This is a genomic window from Brevundimonas sp. LPMIX5, assembly GCF_003576505.1.
GTDB classification, from domain to species: domain Bacteria; phylum Pseudomonadota; class Alphaproteobacteria; order Caulobacterales; family Caulobacteraceae; genus Brevundimonas; species Brevundimonas naejangsanensis.
The window spans coordinates 21,385-45,713 of record NZ_QWTZ01000011.1 but is presented as its reverse complement, the minus strand read 5'-3'; the positions used below and the strand labels follow the sequence as shown (position 1 = coordinate 45,713).

General features: G+C 67.1%; 18 protein-coding genes. 13 read left to right on the top strand and 5 right to left on the bottom strand.

What is annotated here, in order from left to right; genetic code table 11:
- The first annotated feature begins 168 nt into the window (after nucleotides 1-168).
- A complete protein-coding gene (locus D1604_RS11150) occupies nucleotides 169-1,332 on the top strand; it encodes an efflux RND transporter periplasmic adaptor subunit (RefSeq protein ID WP_233552053.1) in 1,164 nt (387 codons plus the stop codon).
- Nucleotides 1,333-1,341: 9 nt separating this feature from the next.
- Nucleotides 1,342-4,431, top strand: a complete 3,090-nt coding sequence (locus tag D1604_RS11145) for an efflux RND transporter permease subunit (protein ID WP_119413335.1) — start codon at nucleotides 1,342-1,344, stop codon at nucleotides 4,429-4,431.
- 140 nt (nucleotides 4,432-4,571) lie between these two features.
- On the opposite strand, the gene D1604_RS11140 is transcribed toward D1604_RS11145, so the two are convergent.
- Nucleotides 4,572-7,220 (bottom strand): TonB-dependent receptor, encoded by a 2,649-nt coding sequence (locus tag D1604_RS11140; protein WP_119413334.1) that lies wholly within the window; start codon nucleotides 7,218-7,220, stop codon nucleotides 4,572-4,574.
- Between the two features lie 232 nt (nucleotides 7,221-7,452).
- A complete protein-coding gene (gene nhaA / locus D1604_RS11135; RefSeq protein ID WP_119413333.1) occupies nucleotides 7,453-8,664 on the bottom strand; it encodes a Na+/H+ antiporter NhaA in 1,212 nt (403 codons plus the stop codon).
- Between the two features lie 222 nt (nucleotides 8,665-8,886).
- Here nhaA and D1604_RS11130 point away from each other — a divergent pair, with 222 nt between their 5' ends.
- The 5 genes from D1604_RS11130 to D1604_RS11110 all read left to right on the top strand — a co-directional run bounded on the left by D1604_RS11130 (nucleotide 8,887) and on the right by D1604_RS11110 (nucleotide 14,802).
- Nucleotides 8,887-10,365, top strand: a complete 1,479-nt coding sequence (locus D1604_RS11130; RefSeq protein WP_119413332.1) for a protein adenylyltransferase SelO family protein — start codon at nucleotides 8,887-8,889, stop codon at nucleotides 10,363-10,365.
- A gap of 203 nt (nucleotides 10,366-10,568) precedes the next feature.
- A complete protein-coding gene (locus tag D1604_RS11125) occupies nucleotides 10,569-10,982 on the top strand; it encodes a DoxX family protein (RefSeq protein WP_119413331.1) in 414 nt (137 codons plus the stop codon).
- Between the two features lie 179 nt (nucleotides 10,983-11,161).
- On the top strand, nucleotides 11,162-11,650 hold the full coding sequence (locus D1604_RS11120; protein ID WP_024354523.1) for a MerR family transcriptional regulator: 489 nt from the start codon (nucleotides 11,162-11,164) through the stop codon (nucleotides 11,648-11,650).
- 4 nt (nucleotides 11,651-11,654) lie between these two features.
- On the top strand, nucleotides 11,655-13,436 hold the full coding sequence (locus D1604_RS11115) for an acyl-CoA dehydrogenase C-terminal domain-containing protein (protein ID WP_119413330.1): 1,782 nt from the start codon (nucleotides 11,655-11,657) through the stop codon (nucleotides 13,434-13,436).
- A 202-nt stretch (nucleotides 13,437-13,638) separates the two neighbouring features.
- Complete coding sequence (locus tag D1604_RS11110) at nucleotides 13,639-14,802, top strand: acyl-CoA dehydrogenase family protein (protein ID WP_119413329.1); 1,164 nt, start codon at nucleotides 13,639-13,641, stop codon at nucleotides 14,800-14,802.
- On the opposite strand, the gene D1604_RS11105 is transcribed toward D1604_RS11110, so the two are convergent.
- Complete coding sequence (locus tag D1604_RS11105) at nucleotides 14,803-16,320, bottom strand: ABC1 kinase family protein (protein ID WP_119413372.1); 1,518 nt, start codon at nucleotides 16,318-16,320, stop codon at nucleotides 14,803-14,805.
- A gap of 94 nt (nucleotides 16,321-16,414) precedes the next feature.
- Between D1604_RS11105 and D1604_RS11100 the strand changes: the two genes are divergently transcribed.
- Together D1604_RS11100 and D1604_RS11095 are read left to right on the top strand one after the other, a co-directional pair.
- The gene (locus D1604_RS11100; RefSeq protein ID WP_119413328.1) at nucleotides 16,415-17,284 is read left to right on the top strand and encodes a 16S rRNA (uracil(1498)-N(3))-methyltransferase; all 870 of its coding nucleotides are present in this window, start codon (nucleotides 16,415-16,417) and stop codon (nucleotides 17,282-17,284) included.
- A 69-nt stretch (nucleotides 17,285-17,353) separates the two neighbouring features.
- The gene (locus D1604_RS11095; RefSeq protein WP_119413327.1) at nucleotides 17,354-18,715 is read left to right on the top strand and encodes a glutamate--cysteine ligase; all 1,362 of its coding nucleotides are present in this window, start codon (nucleotides 17,354-17,356) and stop codon (nucleotides 18,713-18,715) included.
- Here the strand turns inward: D1604_RS11095 and D1604_RS11090 are convergent.
- Complete coding sequence (locus tag D1604_RS11090) at nucleotides 18,712-19,506, bottom strand: TSUP family transporter (RefSeq protein WP_119413371.1); 795 nt, start codon at nucleotides 19,504-19,506, stop codon at nucleotides 18,712-18,714. The genes D1604_RS11095 and D1604_RS11090 overlap by 4 nt on opposite strands.
- Nucleotides 19,507-19,590: 84 nt before the next feature.
- Nucleotides 19,591-19,953 (bottom strand): hypothetical protein, encoded by a 363-nt coding sequence (locus tag D1604_RS11085; RefSeq protein ID WP_119413326.1) that lies wholly within the window; start codon nucleotides 19,951-19,953, stop codon nucleotides 19,591-19,593.
- A gap of 194 nt (nucleotides 19,954-20,147) precedes the next feature.
- Here D1604_RS11085 and D1604_RS11080 point away from each other — a divergent pair, with 194 nt between their 5' ends.
- The 4 genes from D1604_RS11080 to phbB all read left to right on the top strand — a co-directional run bounded on the left by D1604_RS11080 (nucleotide 20,148) and on the right by phbB (nucleotide 24,284).
- Complete coding sequence (locus D1604_RS11080; RefSeq protein WP_119413325.1) at nucleotides 20,148-20,939, top strand: hypothetical protein; 792 nt, start codon at nucleotides 20,148-20,150, stop codon at nucleotides 20,937-20,939.
- Between the two features lie 675 nt (nucleotides 20,940-21,614).
- A complete protein-coding gene (locus D1604_RS11075; RefSeq protein WP_119413324.1) occupies nucleotides 21,615-22,382 on the top strand; it encodes a DUF72 domain-containing protein in 768 nt (255 codons plus the stop codon).
- A 4-nt stretch (nucleotides 22,383-22,386) separates the two neighbouring features.
- Nucleotides 22,387-23,457 (top strand): NAD(P)-dependent alcohol dehydrogenase, encoded by a 1,071-nt coding sequence (locus tag D1604_RS11070; RefSeq protein WP_119413323.1) that lies wholly within the window; start codon nucleotides 22,387-22,389, stop codon nucleotides 23,455-23,457.
- Nucleotides 23,458-23,558: 101 nt separating this feature from the next.
- Complete coding sequence (gene phbB / locus D1604_RS11065) at nucleotides 23,559-24,284, top strand: acetoacetyl-CoA reductase (protein WP_003169616.1); 726 nt, start codon at nucleotides 23,559-23,561, stop codon at nucleotides 24,282-24,284.
- The last annotated feature ends 45 nt before the right edge of the window (nucleotides 24,285-24,329 follow it).

Below are 24,329 nucleotides of genomic sequence, written 5' to 3'. Positions count from 1 at the left end.
TCGCAGCGCCTCCCGATCCGGCCGCCCGCAGATTACTTCTGTGTAATTGCGATCGAGTCGTTTGAGCGGGGATCGCCGAAGGGCTAAACAGCGTTGCTATGCCCGCGACGCCGGACAGAAGGTTGGCGCGCGCCCGACTGAACGCTCAATCTCCCAGGATATCCCCACGTGGCGACCTCTCGACGCTTTTCGGCCCGACTGACCGGCGCCCTGGCCGTGGCGCTGACCGCCAGCCTGACCCTGGCCGCCTGCGGCGGACACGGCGACGCCCCCAAGGACAAGGAGGCCGGCGCCTCGCGCCAGACCGTCAGCGCGGCGACGGCGACCACGGTCGCCCTGCCCCGCACCGTGGTCGCCTCAGGCACCGTCACCGCCTGGGAAGAGGTGCCGGTCGGCGCCGAAACCGGCGGGCTGACCGCGACGACCCTGTATGTCGACGAGGGCTCCTATGTCCGCCAGGGACAGCCTCTGGTGCAGATGAACGACGTGCTGCTGCGCGCCCAGGTGCGTCAGCAGCAGGCGGCGGTGCAGACCGCCGAGGCCAACGCCGCGCGCGACGACGCCGCCCTTTCCCGCGCGCAGGAGCTGAAGGAGCGGGGCTTCCTCAGCCAAGCGGCGCTGGACACGGCCCTGGCCAACCAGCGCGCCTCGGCGGCCAATCTGGCCTCGGCGCGCGCTTCGCTGTCAGAGACCCAGACCCGGCTGTCGCAGGCCACCATCCGCGCGCCCGTCAGCGGCCTCATCATCAGGCGCAGCGTCACCAAGGGCCAGATCATCGAAGCCGGAACCGAACTGTTCCGCATGGTGCGCGACGGCCGTCTGGAGCTGGACGCGCAGGTGCCGGAGACGGAACTGCCGCTGATCCAGGCCGGTCAGAGCGCGGCCATCACCTCCAGCCAGGCCGGATCGACGACCGGCACGGTGCGCATCGTCACGCCCGAAGTCGATCCGCAGACCCGTCTGGGCCTGGCGCGCATCAGCCTGGCCCCCGGCAGCGCGCTGAAGCCCGGCATGTTCGCCCGCGCCGCGATCGAAGCGGGCGCCCGCCCGGCGACCGTGGTGCCGACCGACGCCGTTCTGTACCGCAGCAACCGTTCGGGGGTGTTCGTGCTGAACGGCGACTCCTCGGTACGCTTCGCCCCGGTGACCGTGCTGGCGCGCAACGACGACCAGACCTCGGTCGAGGGGGTGGACGCCGGGATGCGGGTCGTGGTGGCCGGCGCAGGCTTCCTGAACGACGGGGACAAGGTGACGGTGGCCGCGCCCAAACCGGCTGCGGCGCCCGCCGCTGCGACCGCCCCGGCTCCAGCCTCCGCGCCCGCCAAGAAATAAGGCCCGGCCATGAACCAGATTTCCGCCTGGGCGATCAAGAACCCCATCCCCGTCATCCTGCTGTTCCTGCTGCTGACGCTGGGCGGGGTGACCGGCTTCGCCGGGATGCGGATCAACAACAACCCCGACATCGACTTCCCGCTGGTCGCGGTCACGGCCGCGCGCCCCGGCGCCGCCCCGACCGAGATGGAGGTGCAGGTCACGCGGGTGATCGAGGATTCGATCGCCGGCCTGTCGGGCGTGCGCCACATCTATTCCAACGTGTCGGACGGGGTGTCCTCGACCACCATCGAGTTCGAACTGGGCACCGACACCGAGCGCGCCACCAACGACGTGCGCAACGCCATGAGCGGGGTGCGCGCCAGCCTGCCCCAGGACATGCAGGAGCCGACGGTCCAGCGCATCGACATCACCGGCGACGCCCTGATCACCTACGTCGTGCGCTCGGAGACGATGACTCCCGAGCAGATCAGCTGGTTCATCGACAATGAGATGAGCCGCGCCCTGCTGGCCCTGGGCGGCGTCGGAGAGGTCAACCGCTCGGGCGGCGTGGATCGCGAGATCCGCGTCGAGCTGGATCCGCAACGGCTCAGCGCCTACGGCGTCACGGCGGCTCAGGTCAGCCAGGCCCTGACCAACGTCAACAACAACCTGCCGGGCGGGCGCGTCACCATCGCCGGGTCGGAGCGCGCGGTGCGAACGCTGGGCGCCGCCGGTTCGGTCGAACAACTGCGCGAGACCCTTGTGCCGGTCGGCGACGGCAAGAACGTGCGCCTGGGCGATCTGGGCGTGGTGGTCGACAAGTGGAGCGAGCCGCGTCGCCTGGCCCGCTACAACGGCCAGGAGGCCGTGACCTTCAACTTCCTGCGCTCGCGCGAGGCCAGCGAGGTCAAGGTCTCGGAAAAGGTCCGCGCCGAGGTCGCCAAGATCGACGAGGCCCACCCCGAACTGACCATCGAACAGGTCACGTCCAGCGTGAAATACATCGAGGAATCCTACCTCGCTTCGCTGGAAGCGCTGATCCTGGGCGCCGTGCTGGCGGTCATCGTGGTGTGGATATTCCTGCGCGACTGGCGGGCGACCCTGATCGCGGCGACGGCCATGCCGATGTCGCTGATCCCGACCTTCGCCATCCTGGGGCCGATGGACCAGTCGCTGAACGTGGTGACGCTGCTGGCGCTGTCGCTGACGATCGGCATTCTGGTCGACGACGCCATCGTGGAGATCGAGAACATCGTCCGCCACATGCGCGACGGCAAGCCGCCCTATGACGCCGCCTTCGAGGCCGCCGACGAGATCGGTCTGGCGGTGGTGGCCACGACCGGCACCATCATCGCCGTGTTCGCGCCTGTGGGCTTCATGCCCGGCATCATCGGCCAGTTCTTCAAGGCCTTTGCGCTGGCCGCCTGCATCAGCGTCTTCTTCTCTCTGGTGGTGGCGCGTCTGCTGACGCCGCTGATGGCGGCCTATATGCTCAAGCACACCCACCATGAGGACAAGGACCCCTTCTGGATGGGGGGCTATCTACGGGCGCTGAAGTGGTGCCTGCGCCATCGCTGGATCGTCTTCGTCATGGGCGGGGCCTTCCTGTTCGGCTCCATCGGCCTGTCCGTGGTCGCCAAGATGTCGTTCGAGTTCATGTCGCCCGCCGACGAAGGCCGCGCCGCCTTCCAGATCGAACTGCCGCCGGGCGCCACCCTGCGCCAGACCGACGCCGTGGTGCAGCAGGTGACCCAGAAGCTGAACGCCCGGCCCGAGGTCACCTCGGTCTACGCCGCCGTCGGCGGCCAGTCGGTCAATCAGGCCAACGTCTACGCCGATATGGTCGCCAAGGGTAAGCGCGAGCTGAGCCAGCAGGCCTTCGCCCGCGTCATGGTCGATGAGCTGAAGCAGATCCCCGGCGCCCGCATCCGCGCCGGCATCGCCCAGCAGGGCGGCGGCCCCGGCGACGGCACCAGCTACACCTTCTCCATCCTGGGCGACGATCCGGCGACGCTGGAGGCGGCTGCGCGTAAGGTCGAGGACGAGATGCGCGGCGTGAAGGGGCTGGCCAATGTGGTCAATACGGCCGCCATCGCCCGCCCGGAAATCCTGGTCACGCCGCGCCCCGACGAGGCGGCCCTGCTGGGCGTTTCGGCGGGGGCCATCTCGCAGGCGGTGCGCGTCGCCACCATCGGCGACGTCGATCAGAACCTGCCGAAGTATAATCTGGGCGACCGTCAGATCCCCATTCGCCTGCAACTGACCGAGGCGGCGCGCGAGGACCTGAACGTGCTGGAAAGCCTGCGGGTGCCGACCGCCTCGGGCGCCTCGGTGCCGCTGAGCGCGGTGGCCGACATCGAATTCGGCGCCGGACCGGCCACGGTCAGCCGCCAGGATCGGTCGCGCATCGCCTCTATCACGGCCGAGCTGGACAGCATCACCACCGGCGCCGCCGGTCAGGCGGTCAACCGCCTGCCCTCGGTCAAGAGCCTGCCCAACGGCGTGCGACAGGTCCCAGCCGGGGACGCCGAGTTCATTCAGGAGATGCTGGTGGGCTTCGGCATCGCCTTCCTGTCCGGCATCCTGCTGATGTATGCGGTGCTGACCCTGCTGTTCAAAAGCTTCGCCTATCCGGTCACCATCATGGCGGCCCTGCCCCTGGCCATCGGCGGCGCCTTCATCGCCCTGGTGATCGCGGGCAAGAGCTTCTCGATGTCGGCCCTGATCGGGGTGCTGATGCTGATGGGGATCGCGGCCAAGAACTCCATCCTGCTGGTCGACTACATCATCATGGCCGAGAAGAGCGGACTGAACCGTTTCGACGCCATCATGGACGCCGCCCACAAGCGGGCCCGGCCCATCCTGATGACCACCTTCGCGATGGGGGCGGGCATGGTGCCCATCGCCATCGGCTGGGGCGCCGACGTGGAGTTCCGCTCGCCGATGGCCGTGGCTGTCCTGGGGGGGCTGATCTCCTCGACCTTCCTGTCGCTGCTCTACATCCCGGCGGTGTTCACCATCATCGACGACATCGCCGGCTTCGGGCGGCGGATGCTGAACCGGATGTTCGCCGGGCAGCGGCGGATGGCCGGAGAAAGCCACGCCCCGGCGGAGTGAGGCGCGCCTCAAGCGCTGAAGACAGGAAAGCCCCCGGTCGCATGGCCGGGGGCTTTTTCGTGGGCGCGAGCGCGCGCCGTAAGAAAAAGGGCGGGCCGGATCGCTCCGGCCCGCCCCTATTGTCAGACGCTCCGCTTAGATCAGTAGCGGACGCGCAGGGTCACGCCGTAGGTGCGCGGCTGGCCCATGAAGGCGTTGTAGGTCTGGGTGTCCAGCGCCGGGTTGTAATAGGTGCCGTTCGGCTGGACCGTGGTCTGGAAGGCCGAGCCTTGCAGCGGGGCGTTGATGGCCACCTGCTTGTACTCTTCGTCCGTCAGGTTCTGGGCCCACAGGTCCAGCGCCCAGCGGTCGTCTTCGGCGCCCAGGGTGATGCGGCCGTTCAGCAGGGTCATGGCGTCCTGCATCTTGTACGGCAGCAGGTCCGAGCCGGTGTTGAACTCGGTCGAGTACTTCGCCGACAGGTTCAGACCCACCTTCATCCCCGAACCGATCGAACGGTCGAACGCCACGGCGGCCGTGGCCGACCATTCCGGCGCAAATGAAGCGCGGGCGCCCGGCAGCAGCGACAGCTGCGGGAAGTTGCCGGGGTTGGCCAGGTCGGCGGCGGTGAAGTCGCCGTACTTGGTGTCCGTGTAGGTCACGCCGCCGTTGAACGACAGGCCCTGGACCGGCGTGAACCAGACGAAGTCGGCGTCGACGCCCCTGGAGGTCAGCTCAGGAATGGATTCGACCACAAAGGCCGTGCCCAGGAAGGTGTTGAGCTGGAAATCCTCGAACTTCTGATTGAAGTAGGTGATGTTGAACAGCACCGAGCGGTTGAACAGGGTGTTCTTCAGCCCGATCTCGAAGCTGTCGACCGTCTCGGACGGGAACAGCAGGGAGTTGCTGGGGTTGATCGGCAGCGGATTGGCCGCCGTCGGTCCCTGCACCCGGTCCATGTTATAGCCGAACGACTTATAGCCGCGCGCGTAAGAGGCGTAGGCCATGACGCTGTCGTTGAAGCGATAGCTGCCCTTCACCGTGCCGCTGAACTCGCCGTTGCTGTGGCCTTCGCCGATGCGACGGTTGTCGAACATGGGGTTGGCCCAGGGCAGGCACAGGTTGGAGGCCAGACGCCCGGCCGTAGCCTGAGCGGTCGCTTGAGGCAGACCCGCGCCCATCAGGGCCCCGGTCATGGCGGCGATGTTGCCCAGAGCGCCGCCGCAGGCCGCGCCGTTGGTCCCCAGATTGTCCTGGACGCCCGTCAGGCTCTTGTCGTCCAGCGTGTAGCGCAGGCCCAGGGTGACATCGAACTTGTCGGTCAGATGCAGGGTGTTGTTGGTGAAGATGGCGAAGGATTCCGTCGTCTGACGGTAGTGGTCCTGAACGCCATGGCCCGTGCCGAAGCCGGGGCCGGTCGGCGCCGTCGGGCCGGAAGGCGCCATGCCGCCGGTCGCCAGACAGCCGGTCAGGAACTGCGCCGTCGTGCCCGGACGGGTCAGGCAGCCGACGATGTTCGGGCTGATCGGGATGGCGCTCGAACCGGCGTTCAGCTGGCTGGAGATCAACAGCGACATGAAGGGCGTGTAGCCCGCGCCGTACCAGTAGCTGTCGTCGCGGTTGATGATCTCGCGCGTCATGAAGGCGCCGACCAGCCAGTCGATACGATCCGTGGCGCCGGCCAGACGGACTTCCTGGGTCAGGTTGTCCAGCTCGAAGCCGTAGCCGCCGTCGTGCGGACGATAGAGCAGATCGGCGGTGGTGTAGTCGAGGTCCATGCCGTTGACGCCCGACCAGTTCCGCCAGGAGCTGAGCGAGGTGAAGGTGGCGTTCCACGACGGGATGTCGATGTTGGCTTCGGCCGAGAAGCCCATGTCTTCCATGGTCTGGCCGGTGCCGCGGTTGGCGTAGGCCGTGCGCGAGAAGGGCAGCTCGCCGAAGCCCGGCGCCGGGGCGGCCTGTTGACCGCCGACCGCATTGATGAAGGCCACGGTCGGGCCGGTGCGAACCTGGGTCGAGACGCAGCAGTATTCATCGCGCTTGGAATAGTCGGCGATCAGGCGGATCGAGATGTCGTCCGACGGCAGAATCAGCAGCTGGCCGCGCGCGGTCCAGAAGTTCTGATTCTGGTCGTCCGTTTCCTGACGCGGGCCGGCGCCGGTGACGACGTCGTAGAAGCCGTCGCGCTCGCGCTTGGCCATGTAGAGGCGGCCGGCGACCTTGTCGCTGAGCGGGCCGGTGACCGAGCCGGCGATGCCCCAGGCGCCGAAGTTGCCGTAGGTGGCCTCGGCCTCGAAGCCCGGCGTGAAGGACGGCGCCTCGGAGATGATGTTGATGACGCCCGCCGAGGTGTTCTTGCCGAACAGGGTGCCCTGCGGCCCCTTCAGCACCTCGATGCGGCTCAGTTCGCCCAGATCGCCGAAGCCGACGCCGTTGCGCGAGCGGTAGACGCCGTCGATCACCACGCCGACCGAGCTTTCCAGGCCGGGGTTGTCGCCCACAGTGCCGACGCCGCGGATACGGGCGGTGGTGGCGGTTTCCGACTGGGTCGAGGTCACGGTCATGCCCGGCGTCAGGATCTGCAGATCCTTGATGTCGCGGACCCCGGCGCCTTCCAGCGCCGCCTGCGACAGGGTGGTGACCACGATCGGCACGTCCTGCAGGCTCTGCTCGCGCTTCTGGGCGGTGACGATGATGTCGTCGACCGTGGTCGGCCCGTCCTGGGCGGCGGCGGCCCCCGCGAAGCCGAAGGCTGCGACGCCGACGACGGCGACCGAAGCGGTGCAGCGAAGGATGTGGTTCAAACGCATAAGGCGGCTCCCCGACTCTGTGGGCCCGGCCGCATTTCGCGGCCGCGCGCGATTCCTGTCCCTGATGATCCGCGCTCATTGAACGGCGCGGGTTCTCAGCACAAAGGGGTAGTCCATGCCCGAGTCACCGACAAGCAAAGGCCACCTGAGGAACGATAATTTCCCTCACCCTCGCCTCACCTGTGGCGATAAAGCGACAAATATACTGACGTTAGGTCAATGTTATCAGCGATCACTCAGCCGAAGCGACTGATTTCAAATGGCGTCTTTTCTTCTGCGCTGCGTCGGCCAACGACAGAATCACGGCCGCAGCCAGACCGGACAGCAGCGAGCCGCCGATGACGCCCAGCTTGACCTCGATCTGCTCGACGGAGTCCACGGCGCCGGGGAAGGCCAGCACGCCGATGAACAGGCTCATGGTGAAGCCGATGCCGCACAAAAGGCTGACGCCGTAGATCTGCATCCAGCCCGCGCCGGACGGCTTGTCGCCCAGACCCAGCTTGACCGCCAGCCAGGCCACGCCGAAGACGCCGACCTGCTTGCCGATGAACAGACCAAGCGCGATGGCGATGACGAGGGGGGCGAAAGCCTGCTCCAGCGACAGGCCGGCGAAGGAGACGCCCGCCTTGGCGAAGGCGAACAGCGGCAGGACCAGATAGGCCACATAGGGGTGCAGGTCGTGCATGGCGTCCTTCAGCGGGCTCTGCGACGTCTCGCGGCGCGGATCGACCGGCACGATCAGGGCGAAGGCCACGGCCGTCAGCGACGTCGACAGGCCGGACAGCACCGTCAGATACCAGACGGCGGCGAAGCCCAGCACCCAGAAGGCGGCGGCCATCCGGCGGCGGCCCAGCACGGCGAAGACGGCGATGACGCCCAGCGCCACCAGCAGCGGAACCCACTGAACGCCCTGACTGAACAGGATGGCGATCAGGGCGATGGCGCCCAGATCATCGACGATGGCCAGGGTCAGCAGGAAGACGCGCAGCGACGCAGGCAGGCTGCGCCCCACCACGGCGAAGACGGCCAGGGCGAAGGCGATGTCGGTGGCCAGCGGAATGGGCCAGCCCTGATGCGGTCCGCCCAGCGTTCCAGCGACGGCCAGATAGACCAGGCCCGGAACCGCCATGCCGCCCAGAGCCGCCAGGATGGGCAGGGCCAGCTTCTTGGGATTGCTGAGTTCGCCCTTGAGAACTTCGTATTTGATCTCCAGACCGACGATCAGGAAGAAGACCGCCATCAGGCCTTCCTTGATCCAGTCGGACACCGTCTCCTCCAGCCGCAGAGGCCCGATCTGGACGGCGTGAACGCTCTTGAGCCAGCCGAAATAATCGGCCGACCAGGGCGAGTTGGCGACGATCAGCGCCGCAAGAGCCGCGAAGCCGAGGACGGCGCCGGAACCGGCCTCGGTCTTGAGAAAGGCGAGCGTGTGTTTTCTGGCCACGAAGGTCTCCGAAACAGTGAGAGGGTCTGTCGTGGCGTCAGGTTATCGACGGACGCCGGACCGGATTCGCACGCAAGGCGGCGCCAGCCTGACCCCTGGGCGATGTCGCGCGGGGCCTGATCTCTGCCGGTGAAAATACGGATCGGGCCGTAAGGTTCAACCCCGCCACGCCGGATCGGCCTCGCGGTTGCGAAATGCGCGGCGAAGGGGCATCTGCGGCCCATGCCCGTCTCCCCCGCCTATCGCCCCGAACCCCGCTTTTCTGAACTGGGCGCCGACTACGGCGACGCCGTGAAGTCGGCCGACTTCCCGCAGACGATCTTGCGCCTGCGCAACGACCGGGCGGCGGCGACGGTGGGGCTGGAGACGCTGAGCGACGCCGAATGGGTCGCCCATTTCGGCCGTTTCGAGCCCCTGCCCGGCCAGCCCGGCCCCGTGGCCATGCGCTACCACGGCCACCAGTTCCGCGTGTACAATCCCGAGATCGGCGACGGGCGCGGCTTTCTGGCGGCGCAGATGAGAGAAGTCCCTCAAGACGACAAGGACTCCAAACGCCCTCAAGCAGCCTCCCTCCGCGAGGAAGGCGATAGGGAAAACCAAAATCCCCGCCTTCTCGACCTCGGGACCAAAGGCTCAGGCCAGACGCCGTGGTCACGTCATGCGGACGGGCGACTGACGCTGAAGGGCGGGGTGCGCGAGGCGCTGGCGGCGGCCATGCTGGAGAGCCTTGGCGTTCCGACCTGCCGCATCCTGTCGCTGATCGAGACGGGCGAGGATCTGGAGAGGCACGACGAGCCGTCGCCGACGCGCTCGGCCGTCATGGTGCGGCTGTCGCACAGCCATATCCGCTTCGGGACCTTCCAGCGCGCCGCATACTATGGGCGCAAGGACCAGATCGAGGCGCTGATGGAGCACGCGCGCAGCCTGTATCATCCGGCGGTCGCGCCGGGCGATGCGGCGGGTTTTCTGGGCGCGGTGGTGGAGGCCTCGGCGGCGCTGACGGCGAAATGGATCGCGGCGGGCTTCGTGCACGGGGTGCTGAACACCGACAATCTGAACGTCACCGGCGAGAGCTTCGACTATGGCCCGTGGCGCTTCCTGCCGCACTATGAGCCGGGCTTCACCGCCGCCTATTTCGACCAGAACGGCCTCTACGCCTTCGCGCGCCAGCCGGAGGCGGTGTTCTGGAACCTGACCCAGTTGGCGGGGTGTCTGAAACTGATCGCCGAGCCGGAGTCCTTGGCGACGGCGCTGAACGCCTTCGGCCCGGCCTATATCCGCCATCTGCGGGCGGCCTTCCTGAACCGGCTGGGGGTGCAGAGCCTGGGCGAGGCGGCGGACCAGCGGCTGTTGGACGCGACCCTGGCGCTGGCGCGCGAGAAGAAGGAGGCCCTGCGCTGGGAGCCGCTCTTCTTCGACTGGTTCGGCGGTTTCAGCTCGGCGGCGCGGGCGCTGGGCGGGGTGCGCGGCAAGACCTATCAGGGCGAGGCCTTCGACGCCTTCCGCTTCGCCCTGATGGAGCATGAGCCCGACCGGCCTGAGCGGCTGGAGCATCCGATGTTCGCCGCGCCCGAACCTGAAGAGCTGTTGATCGACGAGGTCGAGGCCCTGTGGAGCGCCATTGACGCCGCCGACGACTGGGCGCCGCTGAAGAGCAAACTGGCCCGGCTGGAGACGGCGAAGGCGGCCTGGAGCCTCTAAGTCATCAATTGATGTCATCGACCGTTGACTCGAAATACGGCTCGGCTTAGAGGCGAATGATCCCGGCTGGGTTACGGGGAATTGTGGTTTCAGCCCCTCTGTCGCCACGACCTTCCGCCACCGTGATCACAGATTGTTTCCAGCGCTTGAAAAGCGGCTACAAGAACTGATCTTGTGACTGTTGCAAATTAACGGTTACGGCCATGACGACGACCACCTTGACGCCCCATCAGGCGCGCGCCCGCGCCGACTATCTGAACATCGCGCTTTGGACGTTCCAGGGCTGGATCGCCATGTTCTTCCTCGCCGCCGGCTACGCCAAGCTGTCCGAGCCGATGGAGAATCTGATCGTCCTGATGCAGTGGCCCGCCCTGGTCGGCGAAACCTTCGTGCGCGGCGTCGGCGTCGCCGAGATGGCGCTGGCGGTCATGATGCTGGCGCCGCTGGTTTCATGGCGGTTCGGCCGCCCGCTGCTGCTGACAGCGGCGGCGGGCCTGCTGGTGCTGGAGGCGATCGCCCTGGGCGTCCACGCCTTCAACCTGGACCTGGGCCTGAGCCTGACCAACGTCTTCCTGATCGCCATTACGGCGCCGGTGCTGTGGCTGCGTCGCCGCTGAGCCGACGCTCCTTCCCGATCCGATTTGCAGGCCCGCTTCTCCCCCTCCCCCTGAGGGCCTGCGAATACGAAGGCCGCGACCCGTCCCCGGTCGCGGCCTTTTCTTTTGAGCCGTTCACAAGTTCGTAGCCGTCACGCGAAAAGCTTCCCTTTACGTCCGCGTCAAGTTATGACGAGGCCATGTCGATCGCAGACGAACATCGCACCTATTCCATACGGCAGCTATGCCGTGAGTTCGGCGCGACCGCGCGCGCCCTTCGTTTCTATGAAGACAAGGGCCTGCTGACGCCATCGCGCAAGGGGCAGACGCGGGTCTATGGCCCGCGCGACCGCGCCCGGCTGAAGCTGATCATGCGTGGCCGCCGCATCGGCTTCACCCTGGTCGAGATCCAGGAGATGCTGGATCTGTATGACCAGAAGGACCACAACGTCCATCAGATGGCCATCGCCCTGCCCCGCCATCGCGCCCGCATCGAGGCGCTGAAGCAGCAGCTCGAAGACATCGAAGGCGCCATCGAGACGGCCGAGGCCGCCTGCGCCTGGATGGAAAAGACCCTGAGCGAACACCGCCCCGACCTTCTGCCGGGCGCTGAGGCCTACGCCAGCCTGCTGAGCGAGCGTCTCAACGACCCCGACGACCATTTCCTGACCTTCAAAGCGAGAGCGTGATCCCATGACCTATAAGGCGCCCGTCCGCGACCTGTCCTTCGTCCTGCATGACGTTCTGCAGGTCGAGAACTACGGCAACCAGCTGCCCGACGCCGATCTGTCGCGCGACCTGATCGACCAGATCATCGAGGAAGGCGGCAAGTTCGCCGAAGAGGTCATCGCCCCGATCAACCGTCCCGGCGATCTGGAAGGCTGTCACATCGACGGCGACGTGGTGACGACGCCCAAGGGGTGGAAGGAAGCCTATCACCAGATGGTCGAGGCGGGCTGGCCCTCGCTGGGCTTTAGCACCGAGTTCGGCGGTCAGGGCATGCCCTCGGTGGTGTCGAGCGCGGTGGGCCAGTTCACCGCCGCCGCCAGCGCCGCCTTCTCCATGTATCCGGGCCTGACCAGCGGCGCCTTCCACGGCATCGAGGCCAGCGCCTCGGACGAGATCAAGCAGAAGTATCTGCCGAAGATGGCGTCGGGCGAATGGACCGGCACCATGAACCTGACCGAGCCGCAGTGCGGCACGGACCTCGGCATGGTCCGCACCAAGGCGGTCAAGAACGACGACGGCTCCTATTCGATCACCGGCCAGAAGATCTGGATCTCGGCGGGCGAGCACGACTTCGCCGACAACATAATCCACACGGTGCTGGCCCGCGTCGAAGGCGCGGTTCCGGGCATCAAGGGCCTGAGCCTGTTCGTGGTGCCGAAGTTCCTGGTGAATGAGGACGGCTCGCTGGGCGAGCGCAACGGCGTGGCCTGCGCCGGTCTCGAGCACAAGATGGGCATCCACGGCAACGCCACCTGCGTCATGGCCTATGAAAACGCCAAGGGCTGGCTGATCGGCGAAGAAGGCCGCGGCATGAACAATATGTTCGTGGTCATGAACGAGGCGCGTCTGGGCACCGGCCTGCAGGGTCTGGCCATCGGCGACGCCGCCTATCAGGCCGCCGTCGAGTTCGCCAACGACCGCCTGCAGGGCCGCAGCCTGACCGGACCGAAGAACCCAGACGGCCCGGCCGACCCGATCATGGTCCACCCGGACGTGCGCCGCATGCTTCTGGAAGCCAAGGCCTTCGTCGAAGGCGGCCGCGCCTTCATCCTGTGGACCGCGCTGCAGGCCGACCTGCAGAAGGCCGCCGATGAAGCCGTCGCCACCAAGGCCAAGGACTACATGGGCCTGATCACGCCGGTGCTGAAGGCCTATCTGACCGACAAGGGCTTCCACGTCGCCTCTCTGGCGATGCAGGTCCACGGCGGTTCGGGCTATACCGAGCACTTCCCCGCCTCGCAGTATCTGCGCGATGCGCGGATCACCATGATCTATGAAGGCACCAACGGCATTCAGGCGCTGGATCTGGTGGGTCGCAAGCTGCCCGCCAACGGCGGCCGCGCCATCATGAGCTGGTTCGCCGACATCGACGCCTTCGTCAGCGAGAACGGCGATGACGAGGCCAGCAAACCCTTCGTCGACGGCCTGGCCGACGCCAAGAAGAAGCTGCAGGAGGCCACCATGTGGCTGATGCAGAACGGCATGGCGAACCCGGACAATGCGGCGGCGGCCTCGACCGACTACCTGCACATCTTCGGCCTGACGGCCTACGCCTTCCTGTGGGCCCAGATGGCCAAGGCGGCGCAAGAGAAGATCGCGGCCGGGGACGCCGATCCTTATTACGCCAACAAGCTGATGACCGGCCGCTACTTCGTCGAGCGCATCCTGCCCGACGCCGGGGCGCACCTGAAGAAGCTGAAGTCCGGCGCCGAGGTGCTGATGCAGATGCCCGCCGAGGCGTTCTGAGCATGAACTTCTCCCTCCCCTTCATGGGGAGGGTGGTCGGCGCGTAGCGACGACCGGGTGGGGAGGGCATGGCGAGACACACGCCGCGCCCGTCCCTCCGCCACAGAGAGTCTGCCTTGCCTTGCCGCCCCCACCCGGCTTCGGCCTGACGGCCTCAGCCACCCTCCCCATGAAGGGGAGGGAGAAAGCAGGATCGCCTTTCATGAACGTCCTAGGCAGCCCCGAACCCGACTTCATGCGCGAAGAGGAGATCGTCCTCTTCTCCGACTCCGTCGCCAAATGGATCGAGGAGCACGCGCCGCAAGAGAAGTTCCAGCAGTGGATCGCCGCCTCCTCGGTGCCGCGCGGGCTGTGGAATGCGGCAGGCGATGCGGGCCTGCTGGGCCTGTCGCTGCCGGAAGAGGACGGCGGCTTCGGCGGCGACTATCGGCACGAGGTCGTGCTGATGCGCCAACTGGGCTGGAAGGGCGCGGACCACTTCGGCATCTCGCTGCACAACGCCATCGTCATGCCCTACATCTGGCACTACGGCACGGCCGAGCAGAAGGCGCGCTGGCTGCCGCGCCTGCAGTCGGGCGAACTGGTCGGCGCCATCGCCATGACCGAGCCGGGCGCCGGGTCGGATCTGCAAGGCGTCAAGACCACCGCCGTGAAGCAGGGCGACCACTATGTCCTGAACGGCTCCAAGACCTTCATCACCAACGGCCAGCTGGCCAACTTCATCATCGTCGTCGCCAAGACCGACCCGGCCGAAGGCGCCAAGGGCACCAGCCTGATCTGCCTCGAAACCGATGGAGCAGAAGGCTTCGAGCGCGGCCGCAACCTGCACAAGATCGGCATGGAGGCGAACGACACCTCCGAGCTGTTCTTCAACGACGTGAAGGTCCCGCTGGATAACATCATCGGCGGGACTGAGGGACAGGGCTTCGTCCAGCTGATGCAGCAGCTGCCGCAGGAGCGTCTGAACATCGCCGTTCAGGGCGTGGCCGCCGCCGAGCGCGGGCTGGAGGCGACACTGACCTACGTCAAGGAGCGCAAGGCCTTCGGCAAGCGGGTCATCGACTTCCAGAACACCCAGTTCAAACTGGCCGAGATCAAGACCAAGCTGACCGTGGCCAAGGTCTTCGTCGACCACTGCATTGCTCTGCACCTGAAGGGCCAGTTGGACGCCGCCACGGCCTCGATGGCAAAATACTGGGTGACGGACATTCAGGGCGAGACCATCGACGAGATGCTGCAGCTCTTCGGCGGCTATGGATACATGACCGAATATCCGATCGCCCAGCTGTACAAGGACGCCCGCGTCCAGCGCATCTACGGCGGCACGAACGAGATCATGAAGCTGCTGATCGCGCGGACGCTGTAATCAGCGCAACAGCAGCGCGCCCGCGATCAGAGCGCCTGAGATGACAATCGAAGCGGCGATCCACCGCCCGGCCGAGACGATCGACCGGGCGGTTTCCTTGTCCGAAGTCGCAGTCGTGGCGGGCTCGGCCGTCAGGCGGCGCGAGGCGGCGCGGATCAGGCGGGGCAGGTCGTCGCTGGCTGCCGACAGGTCCAGAAGGGCGCCGATCAGGCGGTTGCGAAGGTCTTCCGGGCTGCGGCTGGAAAAAAGGGCGCGGCTCCAGGCGCCCTTCATCGTCTGCACAAGATCAAAGTCGGGATCGACGCGCGACAGCACGCCTTCGATGGTCACCAGCGCCTTGAGGATCAGGACCAGATCAGGCGGGGCGGCCACCCGTTCCTGACGCATCAGCCCCATCAGATCGGCGACGATGGCGGGCAGGTCCACCGCGCCCTGACCGTGGCGCGCGATCAGCCGCTCGGCCCCGGCGGTCAGGCTGGGGCGCGAGACGTCCGTCCCCTCGGTCCAGTCGGCCAGCACCTCGGCCATGCGGGCGCCGTCGCCGGCGGCCAGGGACTGGACGAAGCTGATCAGCTCGGCGCGGCGGCGCGGGGTCACCGTCCCGACCATGCCAAAGTCCAGCAGTCCCACCCGGTCGCCCGGCAGGGCGCGCAGGTTGCCGGGGTGCGGATCGGCGTGAAAACGGCCGTTGACCAGCACCATGTCCAGCACGGCCTCGGCGCCGACGCGAGCCAGCCGATGCGGATCGACGCCCGCCGCCCTCAGCCGTGCGGCGTCTATCGGCGCAACGCCGTCGAGATAGTCCTGCACCAGCACGCTGTCGGTCGTGTGTTCCCAATAGACGGCGGGGATGACCACATCACGGTTGCGGGCGAAGTCGGCGGCGAAGCGGTCGACGTTGCGGCCCTCGGTGGTGAAATCCAGCTCGTCCAGCATGGCCTCGGTCAGTTGGGCGATCAGGGCGCGCGGGCGATAGCGGGCGATCTCGGCGCTGGACTGTTCGGCGCGGCGAGCCAGTTCGGCGATCAGGCGCAGGTCGGCCTCAACGCGCGGACGCACGCCGGGGCGGCGGATCTTGACCACCACCTCGGTCCCATTGTGAAGGGCGGCGCGGTGCACCTGGGCGATGGAGGCGGCGGCCAGCGGCTCCGCGTCGAAGCGGGCGAAGACCTGTTCCGGCGGCCCGCCCAGAGCGGCCTCGACCTCGGGCCGCAGCGCCTCGAAGTCGAGGGTGGGACCGGCGCTCTGAAGCTGTTCGAACTCGGCGATCCAGTCAGCGGGCAGCAGGTCCGAGCGGGTGGACAGAATCTGGCCCAGCTTGACGAAGGTGGGCCCCAGCGCCTCCAGCGCCTGACGGGTGCGGCGGGACAGGGGCTCAGGCCCGTCCGTCTCGTCCGCGCCCCCGCCGCCGAGGCCGAGGCGCAGCAGCACGGCCTCAAGCCCGAAGCGGGCGGCGACGCCGGAAATCTCGGCCAGACGTTTTCGATCGCGCGCCGCAACGGCCAAGGTTGTGAACATGACAGACGAACGCGGGCGGAACGGCCGCGTTCCCGGCAAATTCAGTCGATCGCCGAGGTTGGTCGCGACTGCGAAAGCGCGATATGCAGACGCCATGATCCGTCTTCATGTTCAGGGCGACCTCGCCCCCGGCGCCGCCGTGGCGCCCACGCTCGACCAGTCGCGCTATCTGACGCAGGTGATGCGGTTGAAGGCGGGCGACGAACTGCTGGTCTTCAACGGTCGCGACGGCGAGTGGCGCGTCAGCGTCGCCGAGGTGCTGAAAAAAGGCGTCATCCTGCGCGCCGAAGAGCAGACACGGCCGCAGACCTATGGCCCCGATCTGGAACTGATCGTGGCCGTGGTGAAGAAGGCGCGCGTCGAGACCATCGTCGAAAAGGCCGCCGAACTGGGCGCCAAGCGGGTGCGGCTGGCGCTGACCCACCGCACCAACGCCGACCGTCTGCGGCTGGACCGGCTGGACGCCATCGCCGAGGAAGCCGCCGAGCAGACCGGCCGTCTGGACGTGCCGGTGGTGGATGATCCGGTGAAGCTGGACGCCCTGCTGGACGGCTGGGAGGACGGGCGTCGGCTGATGTTCTGCGACGAGACAGGCGGCGCGCCCGCGATCACCGCGTTGACGCCGTTTTCTCCCTCCCCCTTGTGGGGAGGGTCGTCGGCGCGCAGCGGCGACGGGGTGGGGGCGACGGCTTCGACCCTCCCCACCCGGTCGCAGAGCCTGTCCTCGGATTCGCCTTTGGCGAAGCCCGGGGGCGACCACCCTCCCCATGAAGGGGAGGGAGAGGGTCGGTGGGCCATACTGATCGGGCCGGAGGGCGGGTTCTCGCCGGAAGAAGGCGAGCGGCTGCGGTCCCTGCCCTTCACCACCGCCGTCTCGCTGGGGCCGCGCATCCTGCGGGCCGACACGGCCGCCATCGCCGCCATGACCCTGTGGCAGGCGGCGGTCGGCGACTGGGATCGTTAGAAGTTTCCGCCGCCCCCCTTGAGCCCGGCCGCTGGCTGGCCCATCTAGCCGCGACAGCAGAGGTTACAGATGTCCGACACGGCGCCCCTTTCCAGAGACCAGCTGATCCACGCCATGTCGAAGGGCGAGAAGCCCCGCGACCAATGGCGCATCGGCGCGGAGCACGAGAAGTTCGGCTTCGACAAGTCGACCCTGCGCCGCCCCGCCTATGACGGCCCCGGCGGCATCAAGGCCATGCTGGACGGGCTGACGCGCTTCGGCTGGACGCCGGTGCTGGAGGGCGACCACGTCATCGCCCTGGAGCGCAAGAACGCCGAAGGCTTCAGCGCCTCGATCAGCCTGGAGCCGGGCGGACAGTTCGAACTGTCCGGCGCCCCGCTGAAGGACATTCACGACATCTGCAACGAGACCGGCCAGCACCTGATGGAGGTCAAGCAGGTCGCGGACCAGCTGAATCTCGGCTTCCTGGGGCTGGGCTTCGACCCCCTGTGGCGGCGCGAGGACATCCCCGTCATGCCCAAGGGCCGCTATGACATCATGCGCGCCTATATGCCCAAGAAGGGCAAGCTGGGCCTGGATATGATGCTGCGCACCTGCACCATCCAGGCGAACCTCGACTTCGACAGCGAAGCCGACATGGTGATGAAGTTCCGCACGTCGCTGGCGCTGCAGCCCATCGCCACGGCCCTGTTCGCCAACAGCCCCTTCACCGAGGGCAAGCCGAACGGCTTCGTCTCGGCGCGCGCCAACGTCTGGACCGACACCGACCCGGACCGCACCGGCATGCTGGGCTTCGTGTTCGAGGACGGCTTCGGCTATGAGCGCTACGCCGACTATGCGCTGGATGCGCCGATGTATTTCGCCAAGCGCGGCGAGACCTATGTCGACCTGTCGGGCCAGTCGTTCCGCGCCTTCATCGAAGGCAAGCTGGACGCCCTGCCCGGCGACCGGGCGACGGCGCAGGACTGGGCCGACCACCTGACCACCCTGTTCCCCGAGGTGCGGCTGAAACAGTATCTCGAGATGCGCGGCGCCGACGGCGGGCCGTGGAGCCGCATCTGCGCCCTGCCCGCCCTTTGGGCCGGGATCCTGTACGACGCGCCGTCGCTGGCGGCGGCGTGGGACCTGTGCAAGGACTGGGACATCGCCGACCACGAGCGTCTGCGCCGCGACGTGACGCGGCTGGGCCTGAAGGCTGAAGTGGGCGGCCGCAGCGTGCGCGACGTGGCCGTCGACATGGTCAACATCGCCAAACAGGGCCTGAAGAACCGGGCTCGTTTCAGCGGCGGCATGGTGGACGAGCGGGGCTACATCACCGAACTGGAAGACATCGCCGACAGCGGCGTGACCTCGGCCGATCGCCTGCTGGAACTGTACAACGGCGAATGGGGCGGCGACATCAGCCGCGTCTATCGCGACTGCGCCTATTAAAGACCCAGCCAGCCCGCGATCATGGCCCGCAGCGGATTGGCGGGGTCGGACAGCAGCCGCGCCGTCATGGCCAGCGAAATCACCACCAGCAGGGGTCGGATCAGACGCGGGCCGAAGCGCATGGCCGCGTGCGAACCCAGCCGCCCGCCGATGAACTGACCCACCGCCATGATCCCGGCCAGCGCCCAGACAATATGGCCGCCGACGGCCAGGACGACGATGCCGACGACATTGCTCATCAGGTTCAGCGCCTTGGTATGCGCCGTCGCCCGCGTCAGCCCCATGCCCAGCAGCATGACGAGGCTCAGCGCAAAGAACGACCCCGTCCCCGGCCCGAAGAAGCCGTCGTAAAAGCCGATCCCGCCCGCCACAAAGGCGTAGGCCAGCGGCGTCAGCCGGGCGTGGGCGTCCTCGTCCGCCGCCTTGGGTCCGAGCAGGAAATAAAGGGCGATGCCGATCAAAAGGACCGGCAGCAGGATCATCAGCCAGCGCGTATCCACCAGGGTCACGGCGAAGGCGCCCAGTCCCGACCCGACCGCCACCAGCGCCAGAGGCCAACGGATCAGGCGGAAATCCACCCGGCCCTTGCGCCAGAAATTCCACAGGGCGCTGGCCGTGCCGACGCTGCCCTGAACCTTGTTGGTGGCGATGGCGGCGACCGGGTTCAGGCCCACCGACAGCAGGGCCGGAAGCGAGATCAGCCCCCCGCCTCCGGCGATGGCGTCGATGAAGCCGGCGATCACCGACGCGACGCCCAACAGGGCGATGATTTCAGGCGTCAGGTCGAACACGCGCACAGCACTCCGGTCAGGCTGGCGCTATAGCCCCGCAGGCGGCGAACCGCCACGCTCGAACGCGAAATCGGCGATGAAGCCTTAGGAGCTGGCCCCGGCCCTGGCCTGACAGGCGTTGGCGACGCCTTCGCGGATATCGCGATAGCCGGCGCGCTGGGCCAGTTCGGTCGCCTGGCCGCATTCATTGGCGGCGATCAGCCTGTCCAGTTCATCGGCCAGCAGCCAGCGTTGGTTGATGACGGCGGCTTCGTAGTTCAGGCGGACGCGCTCACGGCGCATCTCGTCGATGGCCCGCCGATCGTCCATGTCCTGAAAGCGCCACATGGTCGGATCGGCCCGGTCGTCGCTGGGCCGGATGACCTGATGGTTGGAAGGGGGCGCAGGCTTGGCCTGCGTCTGGCCGCCGAGCGCCGTAACACCGTAGAACAGAACCGCCAACAACATGACCGACCTCCGTTTGTCGAGCATCACTATGCACAGGCTGACGGTGCGGCCAAGCCCCCTTGAGGCATTGATCTGACGGCGCCGTCATGCCTCTGTCGTCGCGATTAGGCGGGGTGCTGAGAATTGTTTTGGACATGGGCCGGGCGGCGGGCGCATGGTGGCGGTCCCGCAGGGACGAAGGCGCCGGAGGGCCCGTGTCGTTCATCGCCGCCGTGACCTTCGCCCTGATCGCCGCAGCCCCGCCCCAGACGGCGGCGGCCCCGCCCGCGCCCCCTTCCGCCTCTGCATCAGCGCCCATGTCCGCCGCCCCGGCGCGACCCCAGTGGCTGCTGTCGCGCGAGGGACCGCGCGTGGTGTTTCGCGGCGCCCTGAACCCGGCCTCGGGCGCCGCCCTGGCCCTGGCCCTGTCGGACGAGAGCGTCGAGGGGCTGGTGATCGACAGCGGCGGCGGCGACGAGAACGCCGCGCTGGATGCGGCCGAGGTCATCCTGGCGCGGCGCCTGCCGGTGACGGTGCGGGGGCAGTGCACGTCCGCCTGCGCCAACGCCGTCTTCGCCGCCGGGGCGACGCGCACCATAGAGCGGGCGGGCTTCGTCAGCTTTCACCACTCCTCGCCGGTGATCGAGGCCAACTATCAAAAGCTGAACGAGGCCGTTCCGGACGAGATCGCCCGGGGCGCGCGACGGCTGCGCGCCCTTTACGCCGCGCGGGGCGTCGATCCCGGCATTCTGGAATGCGCCGCCGCCCAGATCGGGCTGTCGGACATTCAGACCCAGGTGACCATCCCCGGCGAGGCGACGCCGCGCGCGGCCTGGCTGTCGCGCCATTCGCTGTGGCTGCCGCATGAGGCGACGCTGAGGCGCTACGGCCTGGACTTCACCCGCTGGGGCCGCCCGCCCAGCCGCCGCGACGTCCTGGCCCGCCTGCGCCCCCCCAACCCGCGCGCGGTGGTCTTCGGCGGGGCGGGAGATTGCGTTTCAGGCTGAGGCAGGGGTCGCCCGTTTGGCTGGCTCGCTCAATGTCCGGAAGCTGGATTGAGGCGAACTTCGCGTCACGACCCATTGCGGACCTTTTCAGATCGCATAAGGCTGAACGCGCACAGTTGGGAGGTCTGACATGTCGGCATCACTCGCCGCTCTACTCATGGGCTTTGCGCTCCAAGCCACCCAACCTTTCGTAACGCCCTTTATGGACTACTCAGCGCCCCACAGCCTGAGGGTGGTTGGGGAATATAAGTGTTTTGACGACCCCATAAGGATTGTAATCAGCGCAAGCCCCGCCATCACAGTCGAAGAGTTCTCGCGAGGAGACAGAAGCGCAACAAAGGAGGAGCTCGACCGGTGGAACGCTAGCCTAGCTGGCATTGCAGTGTTCGAAAACATGTCGGTGGGATGCGGCTCGGAAGCGGGCTATCAAGCAGTGACCATCTGGGGGCAACGAGCTTTCCTTCTCCCGGAAAGAGATCGCATTCTCGCTCGATGGACCCCTACCGTCTTTGATCTTACAGATATTTCTGATCCGGATTAGCTAGCCGGATATTTTCATCGGCCGTATCATTGGGCGTCCGCTTTCCACCCGTCGTAGACCTTCACACCATCCGCTTTCCGTAGCCGCCGCCGCTGATTTCTGCGATCAAGCGGCCTGCATCAGGAGGCGCGGCCATGACAGGATCCATCCATATCGGCGTGGGCGGCTGGACGTTCGAGCCGTGGCGGGGGGTCTTTTATCCGCAGGGGCTGGTGCAGAAGCGGGAGCTGGAGTTCGCCAGCCGGGCGCTGACCTCGATCGAGATCAACGGCACCTATTATTCGACCTTCAAGCCCGACAGCTGGGCGAAGTGGCGCGACGAGACGCCGGACGGCTTCGTCTTTTCGATCAAGGCCAGCCGTTACTGCACCAACCGCAAGGTTCTGGCCGACGGCGCCGAGAGCTTTGAGCGGTTCCTGTCGCAGGGGCTGACGGTGCTGGGCGACAAGCTGGGGCCGATCAACTGGCAGTTCATGGGAACCAAGAAGTTCGATCCTGAGGACTTCGAGGGCTTTCTGAAGCTGTTGCCGAAGGAGAAGGGCGGCGTGCGGCTGCGCCACGCGCTGGAAGTGCGCAACCCGACCTTCGCCACCGAACAGTTCTATGATCTGGCGCGCCAGTATGGCGCGGCCATCGTCTATGCGGTCGATGACGAGGAGCCGACCTGGCCCCAGATCGACGAGGCGACGGCGGACTTTACCTACGCCCGGCTGATGTCCAGCCGCGAGGACGAGCCGACGGGCATGACCTCGGGCGAGCTGGACGCGGTGGCGGCACAGGCGCGCGGCTGGGCCGGGCGGGGCGATGTCTTCGCCTACTTTATCTCGGGGGCCAAGGTGCGGAACCCGGCGGCGGCCCAGGCGCTGATCGCCCAACTCCGGGACGCCAAGCTGAAGGACTGAATCCATGCCCATCGCCACACGCGCCTTCGCCGCGACCGCCGCCGACCAGCCGCTGAGCCCCTATAGCTTCGAGCGCCGCGATCCGGGGCCGGACGACGTGGCGATCGAGATCAAATACTGCGGCGTCTGCCACTCGGACCTGCATGTGGTGAAGAACGATCTGGGCGGAACGCGCTATCCCATCGTGCCGGGTCATGAGATCGCCGGGGTGGTGACGGCGGTCGGCGCGAACGTCACGCGCTTCAAGGAAGGCGACCGCGTCGGCGTCGGCTGCATGGTGGACAGCTGCCGGACCTGTTCGGCCTGCCGCGAGGGGCTGGAGCAGTATTGCGAACCGGGCATGACCCAGACCTACGGCTCGCGCGACCTCAAGGGCGCAGGCGTCGGCCAGACGATCACCCAGGGCGGTTATTCGGACAGGATCACCGTCGATCAGGCCTTCGTGCTGAACATACCCGACAGCCTGCCGCTGGATGCGGCAGCGCCGTTGCTGTGCGCGGGCGTGACCACCTGGTCCCCGCTTAAGACCTGGGGCGTGGGGCCGGGCTCGAAGGTGGCGGTGATCGGCCTGGGCGGCCTGGGCCATATGGCGGTCAAACTGGCCGCCGCCCTGGGCGCCGAGGTGACGGTGCTGTCGACCTCGGACCGCAAGAAGGCCGACGCCGAGCGGATGGGCGCCCGCCACTTCCTTATCAACTCGGACGCAGACGCCATGAAGGCGGCGGCCGAACAGTTCGACCTGATCATCAACACCGTTTCGGCCACGCATGAGATCGCCAGCCACGTCAATCTGCTGGCGCGTGACGGGACCATGGTCATGCTGGGGCTGACGACGGAGGGACTGCCGGTCTTCGCCATGCCCCTGCTGTGGCGCCGCCGCCGCATCGCCGGCTCGCTGATCGGCGGGATCCGCGAGACTCAGGAGATGCTCGACTTCTGCGGCGAACACGGGATCGTGTGCGATATTGAAGTGATCGCCCCCGACCAGATCAACCAGGCTTATGAACGGATGGAGCGGTCGGACGTGCGCTATCGCTTCGTCATCGACATGGGCCGCATGGCCGCGACGGCGTAACCCCGTCTTCTCGTTCGACGCGCGCCGCGCTAAGGCTGGCGTCCAAGGGAGGCGGACGGCGTCGCGACCACGACGGCCGCCGCACAGGACAGGGAGACGTCATGACGCGTACCGCATTCGTCACCGGGGGCACCCGGGGCATCGGCAAGGCGATCGTTCAACGACTGAAGGAAGACGGGTTTCAGGTCGCGGCCGGCTATTCCGGCAACACCGAGGCCGCAGAGGCCACCGCCCGCGAACTGGGCGTCATGGTGGTGAAGGGCAACGTCGGCTCGTTCGACGACTGCGCCCGCGCCGTGCAGGAAGTCGAGGCGCAGCTGGGCCCAATCGACGTGCTGGTCAACAACGCCGGGATCACCCGCGACGGCTTCTTCCACAAGATGAGCGCCGATCAGTGGTCCGACGTGATTCGCGTCAACATGGACAGCGTGTTCAACATGACGCGCCAGGTGATCAACGGCATGCGCGACCGGGGCTTCGGCCGCATCGTCAACATCTCTTCGATCAACGGCCAGAAGGGCCAGATCGGCCAGACCAACTATTCCGCCGCCAAGGCCGGGATGATCGGCTTCACCAAGGCGCTGGCGCTGGAGAACGCGCGCAAGGGCGTGACGGTCAACTGCATCGCCCCGGGCTATATCGACACCGAAATGGTCGGAGCGATGGACCAGAAGGTGCTGGACGCCATCGTGGCCCAGATCCCCGTCGGTCGCCTGGGCAAGGGCGAGGAGATCGCCGACATGGTGTCCTGGCTGTCGGGCGAGCGTGCCGGATATGTCACAGGCTGCACCCTGTCGCTCAACGGCGGGCAGTACCTGGTTGGATAAGCCGCGTTCGCCCAAAATCCGCCGTTCGCGCATATCACCTCTGAA

Bases quoted from the DNA above. Each gene is read 5' to 3' on its own strand.
- D1604_RS11120 (WP_024354523.1), top strand. From the start codon at position 11,162: ATGTCGATCGCAGACGAACATCGCACCTATTCCATACGGCAGCTATGC.
- D1604_RS11145 (WP_119413335.1), top strand. From the start codon at position 1,342: ATGAACCAGATTTCCGCCTGGGCGATCAAGAACCCCATCCCCGTCATC.
- D1604_RS11115 (WP_119413330.1), top strand. From the start codon at position 11,655: ATGACCTATAAGGCGCCCGTCCGCGACCTGTCCTTCGTCCTGCATGAC.
- D1604_RS11085 (WP_119413326.1), bottom strand. From the start codon at position 19,953: ATGTTGTTGGCGGTTCTGTTCTACGGTGTTACGGCGCTCGGCGGCCAG.
- D1604_RS11070 (WP_119413323.1), top strand. From the start codon at position 22,387: ATGCCCATCGCCACACGCGCCTTCGCCGCGACCGCCGCCGACCAGCCG.
- D1604_RS11095 (WP_119413327.1), top strand. From the start codon at position 17,354: ATGTCCGACACGGCGCCCCTTTCCAGAGACCAGCTGATCCACGCCATG.
- D1604_RS11130 (WP_119413332.1), top strand. From the start codon at position 8,887: ATGCCCGTCTCCCCCGCCTATCGCCCCGAACCCCGCTTTTCTGAACTG.
- D1604_RS11105 (WP_119413372.1), bottom strand. From the start codon at position 16,320: ATGTTCACAACCTTGGCCGTTGCGGCGCGCGATCGAAAACGTCTGGCC.
- phbB (WP_003169616.1), top strand. From the start codon at position 23,559: ATGACGCGTACCGCATTCGTCACCGGGGGCACCCGGGGCATCGGCAAG.
- D1604_RS11125 (WP_119413331.1), top strand. From the start codon at position 10,569: ATGACGACGACCACCTTGACGCCCCATCAGGCGCGCGCCCGCGCCGAC.
- D1604_RS11110 (WP_119413329.1), top strand. From the start codon at position 13,639: ATGAACGTCCTAGGCAGCCCCGAACCCGACTTCATGCGCGAAGAGGAG.
- D1604_RS11075 (WP_119413324.1), top strand. From the start codon at position 21,615: ATGACAGGATCCATCCATATCGGCGTGGGCGGCTGGACGTTCGAGCCG.
- D1604_RS11140 (WP_119413334.1), bottom strand. From the start codon at position 7,220: ATGCGTTTGAACCACATCCTTCGCTGCACCGCTTCGGTCGCCGTCGTC.
- D1604_RS11100 (WP_119413328.1), top strand. From the start codon at position 16,415: ATGATCCGTCTTCATGTTCAGGGCGACCTCGCCCCCGGCGCCGCCGTG.